The 18,606-nt window shown below is 67.2% G+C and carries 21 protein-coding genes; 13 read left to right on the forward strand and 8 right to left on the reverse strand.

Features of this window, described 5'->3' with window-relative positions; all coding sequences use genetic code 11:
• The 6 genes from FA740_RS11975 to FA740_RS12000 form a co-directional block, all read left to right on the forward strand.
• Positions 1–94, forward strand: a 94-nt coding sequence (locus tag FA740_RS11975; protein WP_136857013.1) for an EF-Tu C-terminal domain-related protein, incomplete at its 5' end; no start/stop codon positions are given.
• A 71-nt stretch (positions 95–165) separates the two neighbouring features.
• Positions 166–744 (forward strand): hypothetical protein, encoded by a 579-nt coding sequence (locus FA740_RS11980; RefSeq protein ID WP_136857014.1) that lies wholly within the window; start codon positions 166–168, stop codon positions 742–744.
• 205 nt (positions 745–949) lie between these two features.
• Positions 950–1,237, forward strand: coding sequence for a ribbon-helix-helix domain-containing protein (locus FA740_RS11985; protein WP_136857118.1), 288 nt, complete (start codon positions 950–952; stop codon positions 1,235–1,237).
• 93 nt (positions 1,238–1,330) lie between these two features.
• Positions 1,331–1,726, forward strand: a complete 396-nt coding sequence (locus FA740_RS11990; protein WP_136857015.1) for a VOC family protein — start codon at positions 1,331–1,333, stop codon at positions 1,724–1,726.
• Positions 1,727–1,781: 55 nt separating this feature from the next.
• A complete protein-coding gene (locus FA740_RS11995; protein ID WP_136857016.1) occupies positions 1,782–2,303 on the forward strand; it encodes a Twin-arginine translocation pathway signal in 522 nt (173 codons plus the stop codon).
• A 12-nt stretch (positions 2,304–2,315) separates the two neighbouring features.
• Positions 2,316–3,890 carry a GMC family oxidoreductase gene (locus FA740_RS12000; protein ID WP_136857017.1) on the forward strand — a complete coding sequence of 525 codons (1,575 nt, stop codon included), beginning with the start codon at positions 2,316–2,318 and terminating at the stop codon, positions 3,888–3,890.
• Between the two features lie 56 nt (positions 3,891–3,946).
• Here the strand turns inward: FA740_RS12000 and FA740_RS12005 are convergent, their stop codons facing one another.
• A complete protein-coding gene (locus FA740_RS12005) occupies positions 3,947–4,447 on the reverse strand; it encodes a DUF892 family protein (RefSeq protein WP_136857018.1) in 501 nt (166 codons plus the stop codon).
• Positions 4,448–4,595: 148 nt separating this feature from the next.
• On the opposite strand from FA740_RS12005, the gene FA740_RS12010 reads away from it, so the two are divergent.
• Positions 4,596–6,440 (forward strand): ABC transporter ATP-binding protein, encoded by a 1,845-nt coding sequence (locus FA740_RS12010; RefSeq protein ID WP_136857019.1) that lies wholly within the window; start codon positions 4,596–4,598, stop codon positions 6,438–6,440.
• Between the two features lie 54 nt (positions 6,441–6,494).
• Here FA740_RS12010 and FA740_RS12015 read toward each other — a convergent pair whose 3' ends face one another.
• From FA740_RS12015 to FA740_RS12040, 6 genes are all read right to left on the reverse strand, one after another.
• Entirely contained in the window at positions 6,495–8,657 is a 2,163-nt protein-coding gene (locus tag FA740_RS12015; RefSeq protein ID WP_136857020.1) for an OmpA family protein, read from the reverse strand.
• 162 nt (positions 8,658–8,819) lie between these two features.
• Positions 8,820–9,650: a ferredoxin--NADP reductase gene (locus tag FA740_RS12020; protein ID WP_136857021.1), complete on the reverse strand. Its 831-nt coding sequence runs from the start codon at positions 9,648–9,650 to the stop codon at positions 8,820–8,822.
• Positions 9,651–9,697: 47 nt separating this feature from the next.
• The gene (locus FA740_RS12025) at positions 9,698–10,084 is read right to left on the reverse strand and encodes a DUF934 domain-containing protein (protein WP_136857022.1); all 387 of its coding nucleotides are present in this window, start codon (positions 10,082–10,084) and stop codon (positions 9,698–9,700) included.
• Positions 10,081–10,812, reverse strand: a complete 732-nt coding sequence (locus FA740_RS12030) for a phosphoadenylyl-sulfate reductase (RefSeq protein WP_136857023.1) — start codon at positions 10,810–10,812, stop codon at positions 10,081–10,083. The genes FA740_RS12025 and FA740_RS12030 overlap by 4 nt, the downstream gene beginning before the upstream one ends.
• A complete protein-coding gene (locus FA740_RS12035) occupies positions 10,805–12,463 on the reverse strand; it encodes a nitrite/sulfite reductase (RefSeq protein ID WP_136857024.1) in 1,659 nt (552 codons plus the stop codon). Before FA740_RS12035 ends, FA740_RS12030 begins: the two co-directional genes overlap by 8 nt.
• Positions 12,456–12,806, reverse strand: coding sequence for a DUF2849 domain-containing protein (locus tag FA740_RS12040; protein ID WP_136857025.1), 351 nt, complete (start codon positions 12,804–12,806; stop codon positions 12,456–12,458). Before FA740_RS12040 ends, FA740_RS12035 begins: the two co-directional genes overlap by 8 nt.
• A 97-nt stretch (positions 12,807–12,903) precedes the next feature.
• On the opposite strand from FA740_RS12040, the gene FA740_RS12045 reads away from it, so the two are divergent.
• Together FA740_RS12045 and FA740_RS12050 are read left to right on the forward strand one after the other, a co-directional pair.
• A complete protein-coding gene (locus tag FA740_RS12045) occupies positions 12,904–13,419 on the forward strand; it encodes an Lrp/AsnC family transcriptional regulator (RefSeq protein ID WP_136857026.1) in 516 nt (171 codons plus the stop codon).
• Position 13,420: 1 nt separating this feature from the next.
• Entirely contained in the window at positions 13,421–13,819 is a 399-nt protein-coding gene (locus FA740_RS12050) for an ArsC/Spx/MgsR family protein (RefSeq protein WP_211243699.1), read from the forward strand.
• Positions 13,820–13,920: 101 nt separating this feature from the next.
• Here FA740_RS12050 and iscR read toward each other — a convergent pair whose 3' ends face one another.
• Complete coding sequence (gene iscR, locus FA740_RS12055; protein WP_136857027.1) at positions 13,921–14,379, reverse strand: Fe-S cluster assembly transcriptional regulator IscR; 459 nt, start codon at positions 14,377–14,379, stop codon at positions 13,921–13,923.
• 191 nt (positions 14,380–14,570) lie between these two features.
• On the opposite strand from iscR, the gene FA740_RS12060 reads away from it, so the two are divergent.
• The 4 genes from FA740_RS12060 (at position 14,571) to purQ (ending at position 18,577) form a co-directional block, all read left to right on the forward strand.
• Positions 14,571–15,233 (forward strand): alpha/beta hydrolase, encoded by a 663-nt coding sequence (locus FA740_RS12060; RefSeq protein WP_136857028.1) that lies wholly within the window; start codon positions 14,571–14,573, stop codon positions 15,231–15,233.
• 63 nt (positions 15,234–15,296) lie between these two features.
• On the forward strand, positions 15,297–16,421 hold the full coding sequence (locus FA740_RS12065; RefSeq protein WP_136857029.1) for an HD domain-containing protein: 1,125 nt from the start codon (positions 15,297–15,299) through the stop codon (positions 16,419–16,421).
• Positions 16,422–16,521: 100 nt separating this feature from the next.
• Positions 16,522–17,733, forward strand: coding sequence for an NADP-dependent isocitrate dehydrogenase (locus tag FA740_RS12070; RefSeq protein WP_136857030.1), 1,212 nt, complete (start codon positions 16,522–16,524; stop codon positions 17,731–17,733).
• Between the two features lie 175 nt (positions 17,734–17,908).
• On the forward strand, positions 17,909–18,577 hold the full coding sequence (gene purQ, locus FA740_RS12075; protein ID WP_136857031.1) for a phosphoribosylformylglycinamidine synthase subunit PurQ: 669 nt from the start codon (positions 17,909–17,911) through the stop codon (positions 18,575–18,577).
• Positions 18,578–18,606: the final 29 nt, after the last annotated feature.

Raw genomic sequence — 18,606 nt, forward strand, 5'->3', positions numbered from 1 at the left:
CGCGCCGATCGCCATGGAAGAGAAGCTGCGCTTCGCCATCCGCGAAGGCGGCCGCACCGTCGGCGCAGGCGTCGTGTCCAAGATCATCAAGTGATCTGACCCAAAGACAGACGGAAAGGGCCGCCCCCAAGGGGCGGCCCTTTTTCATAGGCGGGAGGGATCGCGATGGGGCGCCTGATACGCATCTGGTGGGATAGCGAGCGCTGGCCGAAATGGCCGCGATGGTTGGGTTATCTATGGCTGCTTGTCTCCATGGGGCCACTGTTCGCTCTTTCCTTGGGCTGGGGACCGCTGGTGCTGACCAGGCCGACCGGGCCTGTCGTCGTCTCAAGCGTTGCCTATTGCCTGATCGGAGCAGTTCTGCTGATCCCCCTGAAGCGGGCACCGGCTGCCAGAACATCAAGCCAGCGCTTGCTCGACTGGATAGGCCGTTGCATCGTCATGCCGATCATGCTGATGGTCGGTGGTTACTCGGCCGCCATTGCCGGATTGCCACTGGCCGCAGCCGTCCTGACCGGCGGCCCAACCGAAGTTGTCCTGAAAACCGATGCTGCTGCTGGTGGGGGCGGGCGCTACTGTGTCCGGAGTGTTGCATTCATGGATCTGGTGCCACCGTTCCATCGGATCTGCCGGGCACGAATTGAGGTCTTCATACAGCTGAGATCCGGCAGGACTGTCGTTGTCACCGGATGGGGCACCGAGGCGGTGATGATCGCGCGGGACATCAGATTGGCCGACTCATGAAGACCGCAGAGATCGGTGCGTGACGCTTGGCCCGACCTTTTACATATGCTCCATCTTGGCCGGCCCGCGACAAGCAAGGGCACTTGCCGCAGTCCGCACACGACAGGGCGACCACCATGTGGCGCATCCTGCCGAAAAAGTCGCGTTGACCGCAGGACGTGGCGGCGCGACAGTGGTAGGGCGCAACCACCTCGAGATCACGCTGATGTGCCAGATCTTTGCCGGGCAGCACCCGGACCGCTATGAGACCGTCACCCGCCGTCTGCGCCTCAACGGCCAGTCGACCTCGATCCGGCTGGAGCGGGCGTTCTGGCATATCCTGGATCGGATCGCCGCGCGCGAGGGGGTGAGCACCAACGCCTTCATCTGCAAGCTGCATGCCGAGGTGCTGGAGCTGCATGGAGAGGCGCGCAACTTCACCTCGCTGTTGCGCTGCGCATGCACGATCCACCTGGGTGAGACCGACATCGTTCCGGCCATAGCGGCGGAATGATGCAAAAAACGCCTCTGTAGTATTCCATTACTACCCGACCGCTGCGCCCACGCCCTAGCCTGATCTGATGACGGCACGTGCAGGGAGGGCCAGATGGCCAAATACATCCACTCGATGATCCGCGTTCTGAACGAGGCGGCGACGGTCGATTTCTATGACCGCTGCTTTGGGTTGAAGGTGGCCGAGCGGCTGGATTTCGAGAAATTCACGCTGATCTATCTGTCCAACGGCGAATCCGGCACCGAGCTGGAGCTGACGGTGAACAAGGACCGGACCGAGCCTTACGATCTGGGCGACGGCTATGGCCATGTCGCCTTTTCGGTCGACGATGTGGACGCGACCCATGCCCGGCTGGAGGAGATGGGCTTTGCCCCGCGCAAGCTGGTCGATTTCGCGCCCGGTGGCACGGTGATCGCGCGGTTCTTCTTCATCAAGGACCCCGACGGCTACGAGATCGAGGTGCTGCAGCGCGGCGGCCGATACCAATAGGCAGTTCGCGCCCTTGGGAGGGGGTGCGGCACCGACACAGAGGGAGGAGGAACCCATGTCTGAGGCAAGGACCAAGGGGCTGACGCGACGCGCGCTGTTGTCGCGTGCCGTGGCGGCGGGGGCGCTGGCGGTGACCGGGGTAGGCTTTGTCGCCGCCCCCGACGCGGCCTGGGCCGTCCAGGTGACGGCGATCAGCGAACATCAGATGGCGACGCTGCTGCAGATGGCGCGCGACATCTATCCGCATGACCGGATCGGCGACCGCTATTACGCCATCGCCGTCAAGGGCTATGACACCCCGGAAAGCGCGGCCATGGTCGCCGAGGGCATCGCCGCGCTGGACGCCGCCGCGCAGGCCGCGGGGCACGCCGATTACGTCTCGATGGGGTGGGAGGCCGACCGGGTCGCCATCCTGCGCGACATGCAGGACGGCGCGTTCTTCCAGACGGTGCGCGGGGGGCTGGTGACCGGGCTGTATAACCAGAAGGAGGTCTGGCCGATCTTTGGCTATGAGGGAGAGAGCTTTTCCCAAGGCGGCTATATCGACCGCGGCTTTGACGACATCGACTGGCTGTAAGGGGGGCGGATCATGGCAAATGCGGCGAAATTCGAACTGACCGACGACAGCGTGGTCGTCATCATCGGCACGGGCGCGGGCGGCGGCGTGCTGGCCAACGAACTGGCGCAGAAGGGCGTCAAGGTCGTGGCCCTTGAGGCGGGCGGGCGCTATCTGCCCGAGGATTACGTCAACGACGAATGGGACAGCTTTGGCCAGCTGGCCTGGACCGACCCGCGCACGACCAGCGGCGACTGGCGCGTGGCCAAGGATTTCGGCGGGTTGCCCGCCTGGATCGTCAAGGCCGTGGGCGGCACCACGACCCATTGGGCGGGCGCGTCGATTCGGTTTCAGGACCATGAATGGAAGGCCCTGACCACCTATGGCGCGGTCGAGGGGGCGAACCTGCTGGACTGGCCCATCGACGCGGCCGAGATGGCGCCCTGGTACGATCTGGCCGAGGCCAAGCTGGGCGTGACCCTGACCGAGGGGCGCGAGGGCCTGCCGGGCAACAACAACTACAAGGTGTTCGAGGCCGGGGCCAAGGCGCTTGGCTATACCGAGGTCCATACCGGTCGCATGGCGATCAACAGCGCCGACTATGACGACCGCCCCGCCTGCCAGCAGACGGGGTTCTGTTTCCAGGGCTGCAAATGGGGCGCGAAATGGTCGTCGGCCTATACCGACATCCCGCGCGGCGAGGCGACCGGCAACCTGGAGGTCCGCGACCACGCCCATGTCGCGCGCATCCTGCACAATGACGCGGGCCGGGTGACCGGGGTCGAGTATTTCGACCGCGACGGAAACCTGCAGTTCCAGGCGGCGCGCATCGTGGCCGTGGCGGGCAACAGCTTTGAGAGCCCGCGCCTGCTGCTGAACAGCGCCAGCGACATGTTCCCGGACGGGCTGGCCAACAGCAGCGGCCATGTGGGGCGCAACTACATGCGGCACACGACCGGCTCGGTCTATGGCATCTTTGAAAAGCCGGTGCGGATGTGGCGCGGCACCACCATGGCCGGCATCATGCAGGACGAGTCCCGTCACGACCCGGCCCGCGGCTTTGTCGGCGGCTATGAGCTGGAGACGCTGGCCCTGGGCCTGCCCTTCATGGCGGCCTTTCTGGACCCGGGCAGCTGGGGGCGCGAATTCACCAGCGCGCTGGACCAGTACGAATACATGGCCGGGATGTGGATCGTCGGAGAGGACATGCCGCAGGAGACGAACCGCGTCACCCTGTCGGACACGGTCGACCGCTTTGGGCTGCGGGTGGCCAACGTCAATTTCAGTGACCACCCCAATGACGTCGCCATGCGCAACCACGCCTATGAGCGGGGGCAGGCCATGTATCGGGCGATGGGGGCCACGCGGACGCTGCCGACGCCGCCCTATCCCTCGACCCACAACCTGGGCACCAACCGCATGTCGGAACGCCCCGAGGATGGCGTGGTAAACAAATGGGGCCAGACGCATGACATCCCGAACCTGTTCGTCTCGGATGGCAGCCAGTTCACCACCGGCGCGGCCGAGAACCCGACCCTGACCATCGTCGCACTGGCGATCCGGCAGGCCGACCACATCGCCCGCGAGATGGCATCGGGTACCCTGTGACAGCATGATGCCCGGCCCCCATGCGGGGTGCCGGGCATCATTCGGATCGGTCGGGATCAGCCCTGGGCTGCGGCCGCGTTCACGCCGCCTTCGGCGATGCGGGTCATGTGCTCGTCCCCGTCGCGGGTGCGCATCAGGCAGTCCTGCAGCACCGCGCCGTCGCCATCCAGCTCCAGCCGGTTGGCAAAGCTGCGCACGCAGCCATAGCCTGCGATCGCGTAATGCGTCAGGCGCTGATACTGGGTGATGATCGCCGCGTCGCGCACGTCGCCATTGCCGAAATCGGCCTCGATGGCGTGTTTGCGGGCCTCGGTCACCAGGCCCTCCATGCCCTTGCAATGCTCTCCGGTCGGGTCCTGGCCATGCTCGCTGCACAGGCTGGCGATGGCCTCCATGCCGCGCGCGATGCCCTCGTTCCCGGCGATCAGCGCCTCGGCCAACTCACGCGAGGTGGCGGCGCGACCCATTTCGGTGACGACGGGCATGGACTGCTTGCAGGCCGAATACAGATCCTTCAGCTGGTCCAGATACAGATCCTTGAGGGTGTCGATGGTCATCGGATAGCCTTTCGTGCTGAACGTCACCCCCATAACGGCCCTGCCGCGCGCGTGTTCCGCCAAACCCACAAAGATCAACCCCCCGGCTTGACTCCGCAGGCGGGGCGGGCCAGCACTGCGGCCCGATCCGCCAGCAAGGGGTGCCCGAATGTTCGCCTGGTTCGAACGCCGCATCGATCCCTATCCCGACCAGCCGCCCGGCATGCCGCCCCCCGGCCTGTGGCGGTTCGTTCTGCATTACAGCCGCGGCACCTTGCCCTGGCTGATCCTGCTGGCCATCGGGTCAGGCCTGATCGCGGTAATCGAGGTGATGCTGTTCGGCTGGCTGGGCCAGCTGGTCGACCGCCTGTCGGAAACCCCGCGCGACCAGTTCTGGGACCTCTACGGGACCGGGATCGCCTGGATGGCGGTGGTGCTGCTGGTGGTGATGCCGGTGCTGAACATCGTGACATCGCTGGTGCTGCACCAGTCGCTGATGGGCAATTTCCCGCAGCGCATCCGCTGGCAGGCGCATCGCTGGCTGCTGCGCCAGTCAGTCGGCTATTTCCAGGACGAATTCGCGGGCCGCATCGCGCAGCGCCTGATGCAGACCGCCTTGGCCGTGCGCGAAGTGTCCATGAAGATCATGGATGTCGGCAGCTATGTGCTGATCTATTTCCTCGGCGCGCTGGTGCTGGCGGCCAGCCAGGACTGGCGGCTGGCGGTGCCCTTTGGCCTGTGGGCGGCGGCCTATGGGCTGCTGCTGTGGTATGTGGTGCCGCGCCTTGGCCGGGTGGCGCAGGAACAGGCCGATGCGCGCAGCGGCATGACCGGGCGCATCGTAGACAGCTATACCAACATCGCGACGGTCAAGCTGTTCTCTCACTCCGACCGAGAGGAGGCCTGGATGCACGAGGGGATGGACCGCTTTCTGGGCACCGTCCATCGCCAGATGCGCCTGTCCAGCCTGCAGGACATCACGCTGAATCTGCTGAACGTCTGGCTGGTCGCGGCGGTGGCGGGCTTGGGCCTGTGGCTGTGGACCAGCGATCAGATCGCGGTGGGGGCTGTGGCCATCGCCGTGCCGCTGGCCTTGCGGCTGAACAACATGTCGCATTGGATCATGTGGGAATTCGCGGCCCTGTTCGAAAACATCGGCACGGTCCGCGACGGCATCACCAGCCTGTCCCTGCCGCGAGAGGTGCGCGATGCCCCTGGCGCGCCCGCCTTGCGGCCCGGCCCGGCCGAGGTGCGCTTCGACGGCGTCACCTTCCGCTATGGCGCGGTAGCCGGGGCGCAGCCGATGGCGGTGCTGGACGATCTGACGCTGCATCTGCGCGCGGGCGAACGGGTGGGGCTGGTCGGCCGGTCCGGGGCGGGGAAATCGACGCTGATCAACCTGCTCCTGCGGTTCCACGATATCGACCGGGGCAGCATCACCATCGACGGCCAGAATATCGCTCATGTGACCCAGGACAGCCTGCGCGCGGCCATCGGCGTGGTCACGCAGGACAGCTCTCTGCTGCACCGGTCGGTGCGCGAGAACATCGCCTATGGCCGCCCCGACGCGACCGAGGCGCAGATCATGGACGCCCTGCGCATGGCCGAGGCGGACGGGTTCGTGCCGCTGCTGTCGGACAGCCACGGGCGGCGGGGTCTGGACGCGCATGTGGGCGAACGCGGCGTCAAGCTGTCGGGCGGCCAGCGCCAGCGCATCGCCATTGCGCGGGTCGCGCTCAAAGACGCGCCGATCCTGATCCTGGACGAGGCCACCAGCGCCCTGGACAGCGAGGTCGAGGCCGCGATCCAGTCTCGGCTGGAGCTGCTGATGCAGGGCAAGACGGTCATCGCCATCGCGCATCGCCTGTCGACCATCGCCGCGATGGACCGGCTGATCGTGATGGATCAGGGCCGCATCATCGAACAGGGCAGCCATGCCGAACTGCTGGCGCAGGACGGGCTTTATGCGCGGCTGTGGCACCGGCAGTCGGGCGGGTTCCTGGCCGCAGACTAGCGCGCATGAAAAAGGCCCCGGCGCGATGCCGGGGCCTTTTCCGTGGGACGGGCCTTACTGGGCCAGCAGGTCGGTGATGCGACGCACCGAGGCGCGACGGTTCTCGCGGATATCGCCTTCGGCGCGCACGCGCAGGAAGCGTTCGCCATAGCCTTGGGTGACCATGTTCTCCGGCGGGACGTCGAAATATTCCGTCAGCGCCAGCGCCACCGTTTCGGCCCGACGGTCCGACAGCGCCAGGTTGGCGGCATCCGATCCGACGGTGTCGGTGTGACCCTCGATCATGAAGATCTCGCGCGGGTTGTTCGCGATCGACTGCTGGATCACGCGGCCCAGGCTCTGCAGCTGCTGCGCCTGGTCGGGACGGATCGCCGCCGAGCCGGTGTCAAAGGTGATCGCGTCGATGTTCACCGGCGCCACCAGCGCCCGAACCTCGGGGATGTTGCGGATCTGCGACAGGGTAAAGCGGCGATCGACATTCGCCTCGCGTTGCAGGGCCTCGCGCAGCTGGTCCTCGTTCAGGGGCGCGGTGCCGGTCTGGACGGGGGCCGGGCTGGGCAGCTGGCCGACATCGACCGGCTGCACGTCGGTGGTGTCGTCGATCAGGCGCGTGGTGGTGCCATCGGCGCTGACCAGCGTGCGGCGCAGCACCTGCAGATTCGCATCGCGGATGGTCACCACGCGGCTGCCATCGGCGCGCGTCACGATGGTGCGCGACGAGCCGTCGTCAAAATTCTCGGTCGTCACAGTCGAGCCGGGCTGGCGCAGCAGGGCGACCTCGTCCTTGATCACCTCTTGGCTGCCATCGGGGCGGGTCACGACGATCCGGTCGGGCGCCGACAGGGCGACCTGGCGGTTGTTGTTCAGATAGGTGCCGACGGCGACCGCGCCCAGACCCAGCAGCAGGGCGTTGCGCAGGCGGTTGTTGTCATTGTCGTCGCTGGCCTGCTGCTGCTGACCGGTGGCGCCCGCCAGCGCGTCGCGCAGGCTGGTGGTGAAATCCTCGGAGGAGGACCGCGCGTTCTCTTCGGTCACCTGCTGCTCGGTCGTCTCGCCCGAGCCGTCGGCTGCATCCAGGGCCGCCGCGGTCGAGGCTTCGGTCGTCTCGGCCGCCTCGCGCGAGGCTTCGGTCTCGGGGGTGTCCTCCTCGGCGGCGCGCTGGATCAACTCGCCGTTCTCGCCGACGCGGTACATCTGCGCCTCGACCGGGGCCAGGCGCAGTTCGCCCGCCTCGTTGGTCTCGACGACGACACCGCCGGGGGTCATCGCGCGGCCACCATCGGCGCAGGGGAAGGCGCCGCCCGACAGGCAGGTCAGCGATTCCGCAGTCAGGCCGTTCGACACCTCGCCCGACAGAACGTTCGCCAGGCCGGGCAGGGCACCCGCACGGTCGGTCTGAACGCTGCCGGTCGCCAAGCGCAGGCTGTCCTGTGCGGCGGCGGCTTCGGGCTGAGCCTCGGCGGTCTCGGCCTCGGGGGTCTCTTCGGTCTCGCCCTCGGTCACGGCGCGCAGCGCCTCGGCCAAGCCGGTGGCGTCATCCTCGGCCGGGGCCTCGGCTGCGGGCTCCGCATCGGTGGCCGGGGCCTGACGCTGCGGGTTGGCCAGTGGTGCCTGACCGGAGGCGTCGGGCGCCTGCTCAGCAGAGCGGCCTTGCGGCTTGGGGGCCGGGGCCTGGTTGTCCTGTTCGCCCAAGGTCGCAGCTTCGGGCGCCGCCTCCGCCTCGGTCGGGGCTTCTGCCTCGGCGGCCGGCGCGGGCTCCGGCTCGGCTTCGGGCTCGGTCACGGGCTGCGGCTCTGCCTCCGGCTCGGTGACGGGCTCAGGCGCGGGTTCCGGCTGCGGTTCGGGCTCGGGTTCCGGGCCGGGCCCGGGTTCAGGTTGCGGCTCGGGGGCGGGTTCCGCCTGCGGCTCCTCAGCGGGTGCGTCGGCCTCGGCCTCGGGCGCAACGGCATCGCGGTTCAGATCGGCACCGTCCTGCGGGCCGTCCTCAGTCTCAGCCGTCTCATCGGCGGCCTCGTCATCCAAGGTCTCGGCGGGCGGCAGGATCTCACCATCTTCGGTGGCCTCGGCCGGCGCTTCGGCTTGGGTCAGGACCAGGTTCTGCACCGCAGGCGTGCCTGCCGCATCGGCGGGCAGGCGCGGCTGCGCCATCGCCAGGTGCGGCGCCATCAGCGACAGGCAGGCCGCAAGGGCGGTCGAGTTGTGGATAATTCGGCGCATGGGATGCTCCTCCGGGAAAACCGAACGTCTATCATTGACGGTTTAACAGGCACTTGGCCGAAGGGTTCCCAAATTGTCCGTGACCGTCGCGTGATCGTGCGTGGCCATGACAAAGGCCGCGCCCGGACAGGCGCGGCCGATCGTGTCAGCGGGGTGGCGAAATCAGACGCCTTCGCCCACGAACGCCTTTTCGACCACGAATTCGCGCGGCTCGGAATTGGCGCCCTCATGCAGGCCGAACCCTTCCAGCACGGCCTTGACGTCGACGTTGAAGGCCAGGCTGCCGCAGATCATCGCGCGATCCTCGGCCGGGTCGATGGGGGGCAGGCCCAGATCGGACAGCACCTTGCCCGAGGTCAGGTTGTCGGTGATGCGGCCCATGAAGGGCGAGGGTTCGCGCGTCGTGGTGGGATAGTATTTCAGCCGCTGTGCGAAGTCGTCGCCATAGATCTCGGTCAGCAGCGGGTCGTGGCGCAGGTTGTTCACCAGCTCGGCGCCATAGACCAGCTCCTCTCCGGTGCGGCAGGTGTGCATCATGATGACCTGCTCGAACCGCTCATAGGTCTCGGGGTCGCGCATCAGGCTGGCAAAGGGCGCGATGCCGGTGCCGGTGGCCAGGAACCACAGCCGCTTGCCCGGCAACAGCGCGTCGAGGACCAGCGTGCCCACGGGTTTCGGGCGCAGGATGATCTGGTCGCCCGGCTTGATGTGCTGCAGCTTTGAGGTCAGCGGCCCGTCCGGCACGATGATGGAATAGAATTCCAACTCGTCGTCCCAGTTGGGCGAGGCGATGGAATAGGCGCGCAGCAGCGGCTTGCCGTTGTCGCCCGGCAGGCCGATCATCACGAATTCGCCCGACCGGAAACGCAGCGAGGCAGGCCGCGTCACCCGGAACGAGAACAGGCTGTCGGTCCATTTCGTGACGGAGGTCACGGTCTGGGCGTCGGGAACGGTAATCTTGGCGGCCTCGGTCACGGGCAGATCCAGCGTCATTGTTGCAATCCTTGTCATCTAGTCGATGGGGCGCGCGGGTGAAAGGGTCACCCGGCCAGCTGCGCCCGATGGTCCCAGGCTTTCCAGTCGGCGCGGGCCCGCCATTGATCCTCGGGCTGACGGGCGGCGATGTCGGCGGCGACCTCGACCTCGTCAAAGCCCACGCGGCGCGCCATGGCGTATTGATCGGCGATCAGCCGACCCGTGGCGCGCAGGCGCCCGGTGTACCCCAGCTCGCGCAGGCGGCGGGCCAGGGTAAAGCCGCGCCCGTCGCTGAAGGACGGAAAGGCGATCCCGATCAGGGCCGCGTCCAGATGGTCGGTCAGGGTCGCGGGTGCGGTGTCGGGGGCCAGCACCACGGCGGGCTGGTCGGTCACCGGATGAAACCCGTCATCGCGGGCCAGGACGGGTTCGCTGTTCAACTGCTCGCTCATGCCGAGACCTTTCTGCGGACCATGCGTCCGCCGATGAAATGGATGCCGCATTCGGATTTCTCCTGTCCGCGCCAGCGGCCGGACCGGGGGTCTTCGCCCGGGGCCACGGGCGAGGTGCAGGGCGCGCAGCCGATCGACGGATAGCCCTGCGCCACCAGCGGATGCCGGGGCAGGCGGTTCTCAACCATGTAATCCTGCACATCCTCGGGGCGCCAATGCGCCAGCGGGTTCACGCGCAGCCGGGTCGGGGGTTCGGGCTCAAAGAACTCCAGCGCGGCGCGTTGGCCGTTCTGGAACCGCTTGCGGCCCGTGATCCAGGCGTCATAGCCCGACAGCACCCGCTCCAGCGGCACCGTCTTGCGGAAATCGCAGCAGGCGTCGGGGTTCACCTTGTGCAGCGTGCCGTCCGGGTCATGGGCGGCGATCTCTGCGTCGCTGGCGGTGATGACCTGGACGTTGGTCAGGCCCAGTTTCGCGGAAACCTCCTGCTGATAGGCCAGCGTCTCGGCAAACAGCATCTGCGTGTCGATGAACAGCACCGGCAGGCCGGGGGCCACGCGGCTGACCATATGCAGCAGCACGACAGATTCCGCGCCAAAGGACGACACCAGCGCCACCTGCCCCAGATCGGGGTCGGTGACCGCGCGGCGCAGCACCTCGATGGCGGCATGGTGGCGATAGCGGTCGTTCAGCCGCCCCGCCCGCGTGTCCAGGTTGCCGTCAAGCATCGGCGGCCACGGGATACAGCGCGGCCTTGAACGGAGCCTGACCCAGACGGCGATAGGCGTCGATGAAGCGTTCGGACGGGTCTTGGCGGACCTCCAGATAGGCGCGCAGCAGCCGGTCGATGGCAGGGACCACCTGTTCCGCCGGGAAACCCGCGCCCGCGCGTTCGCCGATGGCCGGGATGTCATAGGCATCGCCGCCAAGCGTGATCTGATAGTTCTCGACCCCTGCACGGTCCAGCCCAAGGATGCCGATATGGCCCAGGTGGTGATGCCCGCAGGCGTTGATGCAGCCAGAGATGCGGATGTTCAGGTTGCCGATCTCCTGCTCCAGCCCAAGGGTGCGGAAGTGGTCGGCGATCTCTTCGGCGATCGGGATCGACCGGGCGGTGGCCAGCGCGCAGTAATCCATGCCAGGGCAGGCGATGATGTCGCTGGTCAGCCCGGCATTTGCCGTGGCAAGGCCCGCCTCGCGCAGCGCCGCATACAGCGCCGGCAGGTCGGATTTGTGGACATGCGGCAGGGCCACGTTCTGGTCATGCATCACGCGCAGGTCGTGGTGGCCATAGCGTTCGGCCAGATCGGCCAGCAGGCGCATCTGGTCGGCGCTGGCATCGCCCGGCGTCTGGCCCGGCGCCTTGAAGGTCACCACGACGCTGGCATAGCCGTCCACGCGGTGCTGGTGCAGGTTCGTGTCCGACCAGCTGCGGAAGGCGGGATTCGCCTGACGCTCGGCCTCATAGCCGTCGACGGGCGCGTTGCGGAAGGACGGCGCGCGGAAGCGGTCCTTGAACACCGCCAGCGCATCGCGGTCGGCGCCGTGGAAATCGCGGCGGCGGGCCAAGAATTCTTCTTCGATCTCGGCGCGCATGACATCCAGGCCGCGCTCCAGCACGGTGATCTTGATGCGGGCCTTGTACTTGTTGTCGCGGCGGCCGGCCAGGTTGTAGGTCGCGATGATCGCCTCGACGTACGGCAGCAGGTCCTCCTCGGGCAGGAAGTCGCGGACGACCTGACCCAGCAGGGGCGTGCGGCCCAGGCCGCCGCCGATCCAGACCTCGAAGCCGGTCTTGCCATCGCGTTCGGTCAGACGCAGGCCGATGTCATGGGCGGCGATGACGGCGCGGTCCTTCTTGCCGCCCGAAATGGCGATCTTGAACTTGCGCGGCAGGAACTGGAATTCGGCATGATCGGTCGACCAGCTGCGCAGCAGTTCCGCATAGGGACGCGGATCGGCGGCCTCGTCAAAGGCGGCACCGGCAAAGGCGTCGGTCGTCACGTTGCGGATCGTGTTGCCGCTGGTCTGGATGGCATGCATGCCGACATCGGCCAGCGCGTCCAGCATGTCGGGAATGTCCACCAGCTTGGGCCAGTTGAACTGGATGTTCTGGCGCGTGGTCCAGTGGCCATAGCCCTTGTCCCATTTCTCGGCCAGCAGGGCCAGAGTGCGCATCTGGTCGGGGCTGATCGTGCCATAGGGAATGGCCACGCGCAGCATATAGGCATGCAGCTGCAGATAGACGCCGTTCATCAGGCGCAGCGGCTTGAACTCGTCCTCGGTCAGGCTGCCGTCCAGGCGGCGGGCAACCTGGGCGCGGAATTCGGCGGCACGCTGGCGGACATAGTCGGTCTCGACGGGGCGGATATCAAACATGGGCGGATTCCGTTTTCTGGGCCTCGGCGGTGCGCCGATCGGCCTGGATACCGTGGAAATAGTTGGACGGCCCGCGCTGGCGGAAGGCCTCGCGGAAATGCACCGGCTCGGGGCCGTCGGGACCGCGTTTCGCCTCGACCAGATAGGGGCCGACGATGACGCCGGGCTGGCCGATGGCCTCCAGCAGGGCCAGTTCGGCGATGGCCTCGTCCTCGAACAGGGTGGCGCGGCGCGGGTCGGGGGTCCAGCCGCCGTCGCACATCCACAGATTGTGGCCTTCACGCAGATCGTTGCCGGTGATGACGCCGGGACGGTCGGCCGTCGGAGTGAAGGCTTTGCTCATGGTCGGACCCCTTGATTGCTGCTCTCCATATAGAATTTCGTTCTGGATTCTGCACAGTGGTCGCGGCAAATAAGGACGATCGACCAAGGAGCGTACCATGCCGGAACCGATTTCCCCCGATACGGGGCCAGGCCAAACGCCTGTCCGCCTGGATGAGGTGGACCGCAAGATCCTGTCCCTGCTGCAGCAGGATGCCAGCCTGTCGCTGGACCAGATCGCGGACCGGGTGGGGGCGTCCAAGACCCCGGTCTGGAACCGAATCCGCAAGCTGCGCGAGGCCGGGGTGATCCGCCGGCAGGTGGCGATTCTGGACCCCGAGGCCCTGGGGCTGGAGGCGTGCTTCTTTGTGCTGGTGCGCACCAGCGAGCATGACCGCGACTGGGCGGCGCGGTTCCTGCGCGCCCTGCGCGAGCGGCCCGAGGTGGTCGAGGCGCACCGGCTGGCGGGCGATATCGATTATATCCTGAAGGTTCAGGTGCGGAACGCGCGGGCCTATGACCGATTCTATCAGTCGCTGATCGGCGAGGTGAAGATCCACAACGTCACGGCCCTGCTGTCGATGGAGGAGATCAAGGCGACCAGCGCCCTGCCCATTCCGGGCGGAGATCGCTAGCGTGGGCTGGGTAATCTGGCACAAGCCGACCTGCTCCACCTCCCGCTGGGTGCTGGCGGCGCTGCGCGAGGCGGGCATTGCGCCCGAGATTCGCGATTACATTGCCGCGCCGCCGTCGGAGGCCGAACTGCGGGCGGTTCTGGCGCGGCTGGGGATAGGGGCGCGGGGCTTGCTGCGGCGCAAGGGGACGCCCTATGCGGAGTTGGGCCTGGGTGATCCGGGCCTGTCGGAGGGGGCGCTGATCGCGGTGATGGCCGCGCATCCGAATCCTGATCGAGCGTCCGGTGGTCATGGCGCCCCAGGGCGCGGTGCTGGCCCGGCCCAAGGAGGCGGTCCTGGATCTGATCGCGCGCAACGGGGCGGGCGTTGCGCGGTGACCGGGGGACGGCCCGGCGGCTGATCGGGCCAGCGATTGCTGGGAAAAACCGCGCACCGGGCGGGCACGGGGCAGGCACAGCGGGTGCACAGGGCGTACACCGACAACGCACGCTGGGTTAAGGATCACTCGTCCACGACGTTGAGGATCTTGGGCAGGGCCGGGCAGGGCAGCAGCTGGTTTTTCGCCACATCGGCCAGGGTGTGGTTGTGCAGGAAGACGTAGACATGGGCCGACAGGCTTTCCCACAGTCGGTTCGACAGGGTCTGCGCCCGCGACCCCGAGATGCCGCCCGAGGCGCCCGCGCCGATATGCATGGCGCTGACCGTCTCGTCCACGGCCTCGAGGATCTCGGCCACGCGGATCGTCTCGGGGGTGCGGGCCAGGCGGTAGCCGCCCCCCGGTCCGCGGACCGAGGAGACCAGCCCCGCGCGGCGCAGGCGGACGAACAGCTGCTCCAGATAGGGCAGCGAGATGTCCTGGCGCTTGGAGATCTCGGCCAGCGAGGTCAGATCGCCGCCCTTGGCAATGGCCAGGTCGGTCAGCGCGATGATCGCGTAGCGTCCCTTGGTGGACAGTTTCATGGCGCGTCTTCCCCCTGATGGTGCCGTCCGGGCGCGGCCCGCATTGACGCGCGCGGTGGTCGCGCGCTATGCCGGGCCTGCATGTTTCTTGTCAAACCCGCGCCGGCTGCCCAGATATACCGTCTAGAAGCCCTGTGCGCAGGCGTCAAGAAAGCCGACATGCCCCAGTGCAAGCCCCGTGAAGGACAACCATGCCCGAGCTGATTTTTCCCGGCCCCGAAGGCCGTCTCGAAGGCCGTTACCACCCTCAGCCCGGCAAGCCCGACGCCCCCATCGCCATCGTGCTGCATCCGCATCCGCAATATGGCGGGACGATGAACAACCGCGTCGTCTATAACCTGCATTACGCGTTCCACCGCATGGGGTTCACCGTCATGCGGTTCAATTTCCGCGGCGTGGGCCGCAGCCAGGGCGAATTCGACCAGGGCATCGGAGAGCTGTCGGACGCGGCATCCGCGCTGGACTATCTGCAGGCGATGAACCCCAACAGCAAGCATTGCTGGGTCGCGGGATTTTCCTTTGGCGCCTGGATCGGGATGCAGCTGCTGATGCGCCGCCCCGAGATCACCGGGTTCATCACCGTGGCGCCGCCGGCCAACATGTATGATTTCAGCTTTCTGGCGCCCTGCCCCAGTTCGGGGCTGATCGTGAACGGGACCGCCGACCGCGTGGCGCCGCCCAAGGACACCCACACCCTGGTCGCCAAGCTGCGCGAGCAGAAGGGCATCACCGTCACCCATGAAGAGATCGAGGGCGCGGATCATTTCTTCCGCGACGACGAGACCCACATGAAGCCGATGATCGACCTGGTGCAGGGCTATGTCAGGAAGCGCCTGACCGAGACGTCGCGCTGAGGCGGGGCCGCCGGGGCGCTGCCCCGGACCCCGGGATATTTGAGTGAAGAAGAAGAGGCGGGCATGCTGGACGACGCATTCGCGTTCCTGTGCGAGGCGGACCGGCTGAAGTCGGTCACCCGCGCCAATGTGCTGATGGATCTGTCGCGGCCCGAGAACAGCGCCGAGCATTCCTGGCATGTCGCGCTGTGGGCGATGGTGATGGGCGCGTCGGACCGGGCCATCGCGATGATCCTGCTGCATGATCTGGTCGAGATCGACACGGGCGACCAGCCGATCCACCTGGCCCATGACGGGGCAGGGCTGGCGCGCGCCGAGGCTGCGGCGGCGGCGCGCATCTTTGGCCTGGCGCCGGGCGGGGCGGCGCTGGCCGCGATGTGGCGCGATTTCGAGGCGCGGGCCGATGCGGATGCCGTTCTGGCCAAGCGGATGGATCACGTGCAGCCGATCTTTCAGGTGCTGATGGCGGATGCGCCGCTGGCCGATCATGTGGCCATCGTGCGCGATAATCTGACCGTCGGTCGGGCGGCGCGGTTCGCGCGCGAGTGGCCCGAGGGCTGGGATGCGGCGCAGGCGCTGCTGGCGGGGCGGGCGCTGCCCGGGGGCGATCTGGCGCGGCGGCTGGCGTTTCTGGCCGAGGCGGACCGGCTGAAGTCGGTGCGGCGCGCCAACCGCCTGCTGGACGGGTCGCGCCGCGAGAACAGCGCCGAGCACAGCTGGCATCTGGCGCTGTATGCGCTGGTTCTGGGGGGGCTGGCGGGGCCGGGGGTCGATGTGGGCCGGGTGATCCGGATGCTGCTGATCCACGATCTGGTCGAGATCGACGTGGGCGACGTGCCGCTGCATTCGGCGGGCGGGCAGGCGCATGGGTCGGCGGCTGTGCAGGAGGCCGAGGCCGCCGCCGCGCGGCGCCTGTTCGGGATGCTGCCCGCGGATCAGGGCGCCCGGATGCAGGCGCTGTGGGCCGAGTTCGAGGCCGCGCGCAGCCCGGATGCGGTCTTTGCCAAGGCGCTGGACCGCTGTCAGCCCGCGGTCCAGAACCTGCGGTCGGGCGGCGCGGGCTGGGTCGAGTATGACGTGACGCTGGCCCATGTCGAGGCGCGCGTCGGCCCCTGGGTCAAGGCGGGCTGTCCGCCGCTGTGGGACTGGCTGCATCGCGGGCTGCGGGTGCATTTCGCCGCCGCCTGAGGGTTGCGGGCAATTTGGCATACAATCGCATACCGTCTTTTCTTTCGGGCCGGTTCCGGCTATGACCGGGGCAACGAATCCAACGCCAAAGGGGGCCCCCATGTCGAAGATCAAGGTCGCAAATCCTGTCGTCGAGCTGGACGGAGACGAGATGACGCGGATCATCTGGGACTTCATCAAGCAGAAGCTGATCCTGCCCTATCTGGACATCGATCTGAAATACTACGACCTGGGCATCGAGGAGCGTGACCGCACCGACGACCAGATCACCATCGACGCGGCCGAGGCGATCAAGCTGCACGGCGTGGGCGTCAAATGCGCCACCATCACCCCCGACGAGCAGCGCGTCGAGGAATTCGGCCTGAAGAAGATGTGGCGGTCGCCCAACGGCACGATCCGCAACATCCTGGGCGGCGTGATCTTCCGCGAGCCGATCATCTGCCGGAACGTGCCCCGCCTGGTGCCCGGCTGGACGCAGCCGATCATCGTCGGCCGCCATGCCTTCGGCGACCAGTACCGCGCGACCGACTTCCGCTTTCCGGGCAAGGGCAAGCTGACGATCAAGTTCGTCGGCGACGACGGAGAGACGATCGAGCACGAGGTCTTTGACGCGCCGTCCTCGGGCGTGACCATGGCCATGTACAATCTGGACGATTCGATCCGCGATTTCGCGCGGGCATCGCTGAACTATGGCCTGTCGCGCGGCTATCCGGTCTATCTGTCGACCAAGAACACCATCCTCAAGGCCTATGACGGCCGCTTCAAGGACCTGTTCCAGGAAGTCTACGAGGCCGAGTTCGAGGATCAGTTCAAGAAGGCCGGCATCCATTACGAACACCGCCTGATCGACGACATGGTCGCATCCGCGATGAAATGGTCGGGCGGCTATGTCTGGGCCTGCAAGAACTATGACGGCGACGTGCAGTCCGACACCGTCGCGCAGGGCTTCGGCTCGCTTGGCCTGATGACCTCGGTGCTGATGACGCCGGACGGAAAGATCGTGGAATCCGAGGCCGCCCACGGCACCGTGACCCGCCACTATCGTGAGCACCAGAAGGGCAACGCGACCTCGACCAACTCGATCGCGTCGATCTTTGCCTGGACCGGCGGCCTCAAGCATCGCGCCAAGCTGGACGACAACGCGCAGCTGCTGAAATTCGCGGAGACGCTGGAAAAGGTCACCGTGCAGGCGGTCGAGGATGGCCACATGACCAAGGACCTGGCGCTGCTGGTCGGCCCGGACCAGAAATGGCTGACCACGATGGGCTACCTGGAAAAGGTGGACCAGTACCTGAACAAGGCGCTGAACTGATCCACGCAAAGGCCGGGCCAAGCGCCCGGCCTTTCTCATGGCGCCGCCGGGGCCGCTTCTTCTTCATGCAAATATCCCGGGGGGAATCGCCGCAAGGCGATGGGGGGCTGGCCCCCCTTTCTTTGGCGCCCCGCCTGCGCTAAGGGCAGGGCAACCCGATATCAGGAGCACCGCGATGAAAGCCGCCGTCGTCACCTTCCCCGGATCGAATTGCGACCGCGACCTTGCCGTCGCGCTGGAGCATGCGGGGGCCCAGGTGGTCCGCGTCTGGCACAAGGACGCAGCCCTCCCCGAGGGCATCGACCTGGTGGGCGTGCCCGGCGGCTTTTCCTATGGCGACTATCTGCGCTGCGGGGCCATCGCCGCGCAATCGCCCATCGCCGCGGCGCTGCGGACCCATGCGGCGCGGGGCGGCTATGTGCTGGGCATCTGCAACGGCTTTCAGGTCCTGACCGAACTGGGCCTGCTGCCCGGCGCGCTGATGCGCAACACCGGGCTGACCTTTCTGTGCAAGCCCGCGACCCTGACCGTCGCCACCCGCGACAGCGCCTTCACCGAGGGGTATCAGGCGGGCCAGCAGATCAGCATCCCCGTCGCCCATCACGATGGCAACTATCAGATCGAACCCGACGGCCTGGCGCAGCTGCGCGATCAGGACCGCGTGGCCTTTACCTATGCGCCCTCGATCAACGGGTCGGTGGGCGACATCGCGGGCGTGCTGTCGGAAAACCGCCGCGTGCTGGGCATGATGCCCCATCCCGAACGCGCCGCCGATCCGGTGACCGGGGGCACCGATGGTGCGGCCCTGTTCCGGGGGCTGGTGGGCGCCTTGACGCAGGCCTGACTTGAGCCGCGCCGCGGATCGCCCTAGAT

It is taken from the genome of Paracoccus hibiscisoli (assembly GCF_005048265.1).
Lineage (GTDB): Bacteria > Pseudomonadota > Alphaproteobacteria > Rhodobacterales > Rhodobacteraceae > Paracoccus > Paracoccus hibiscisoli.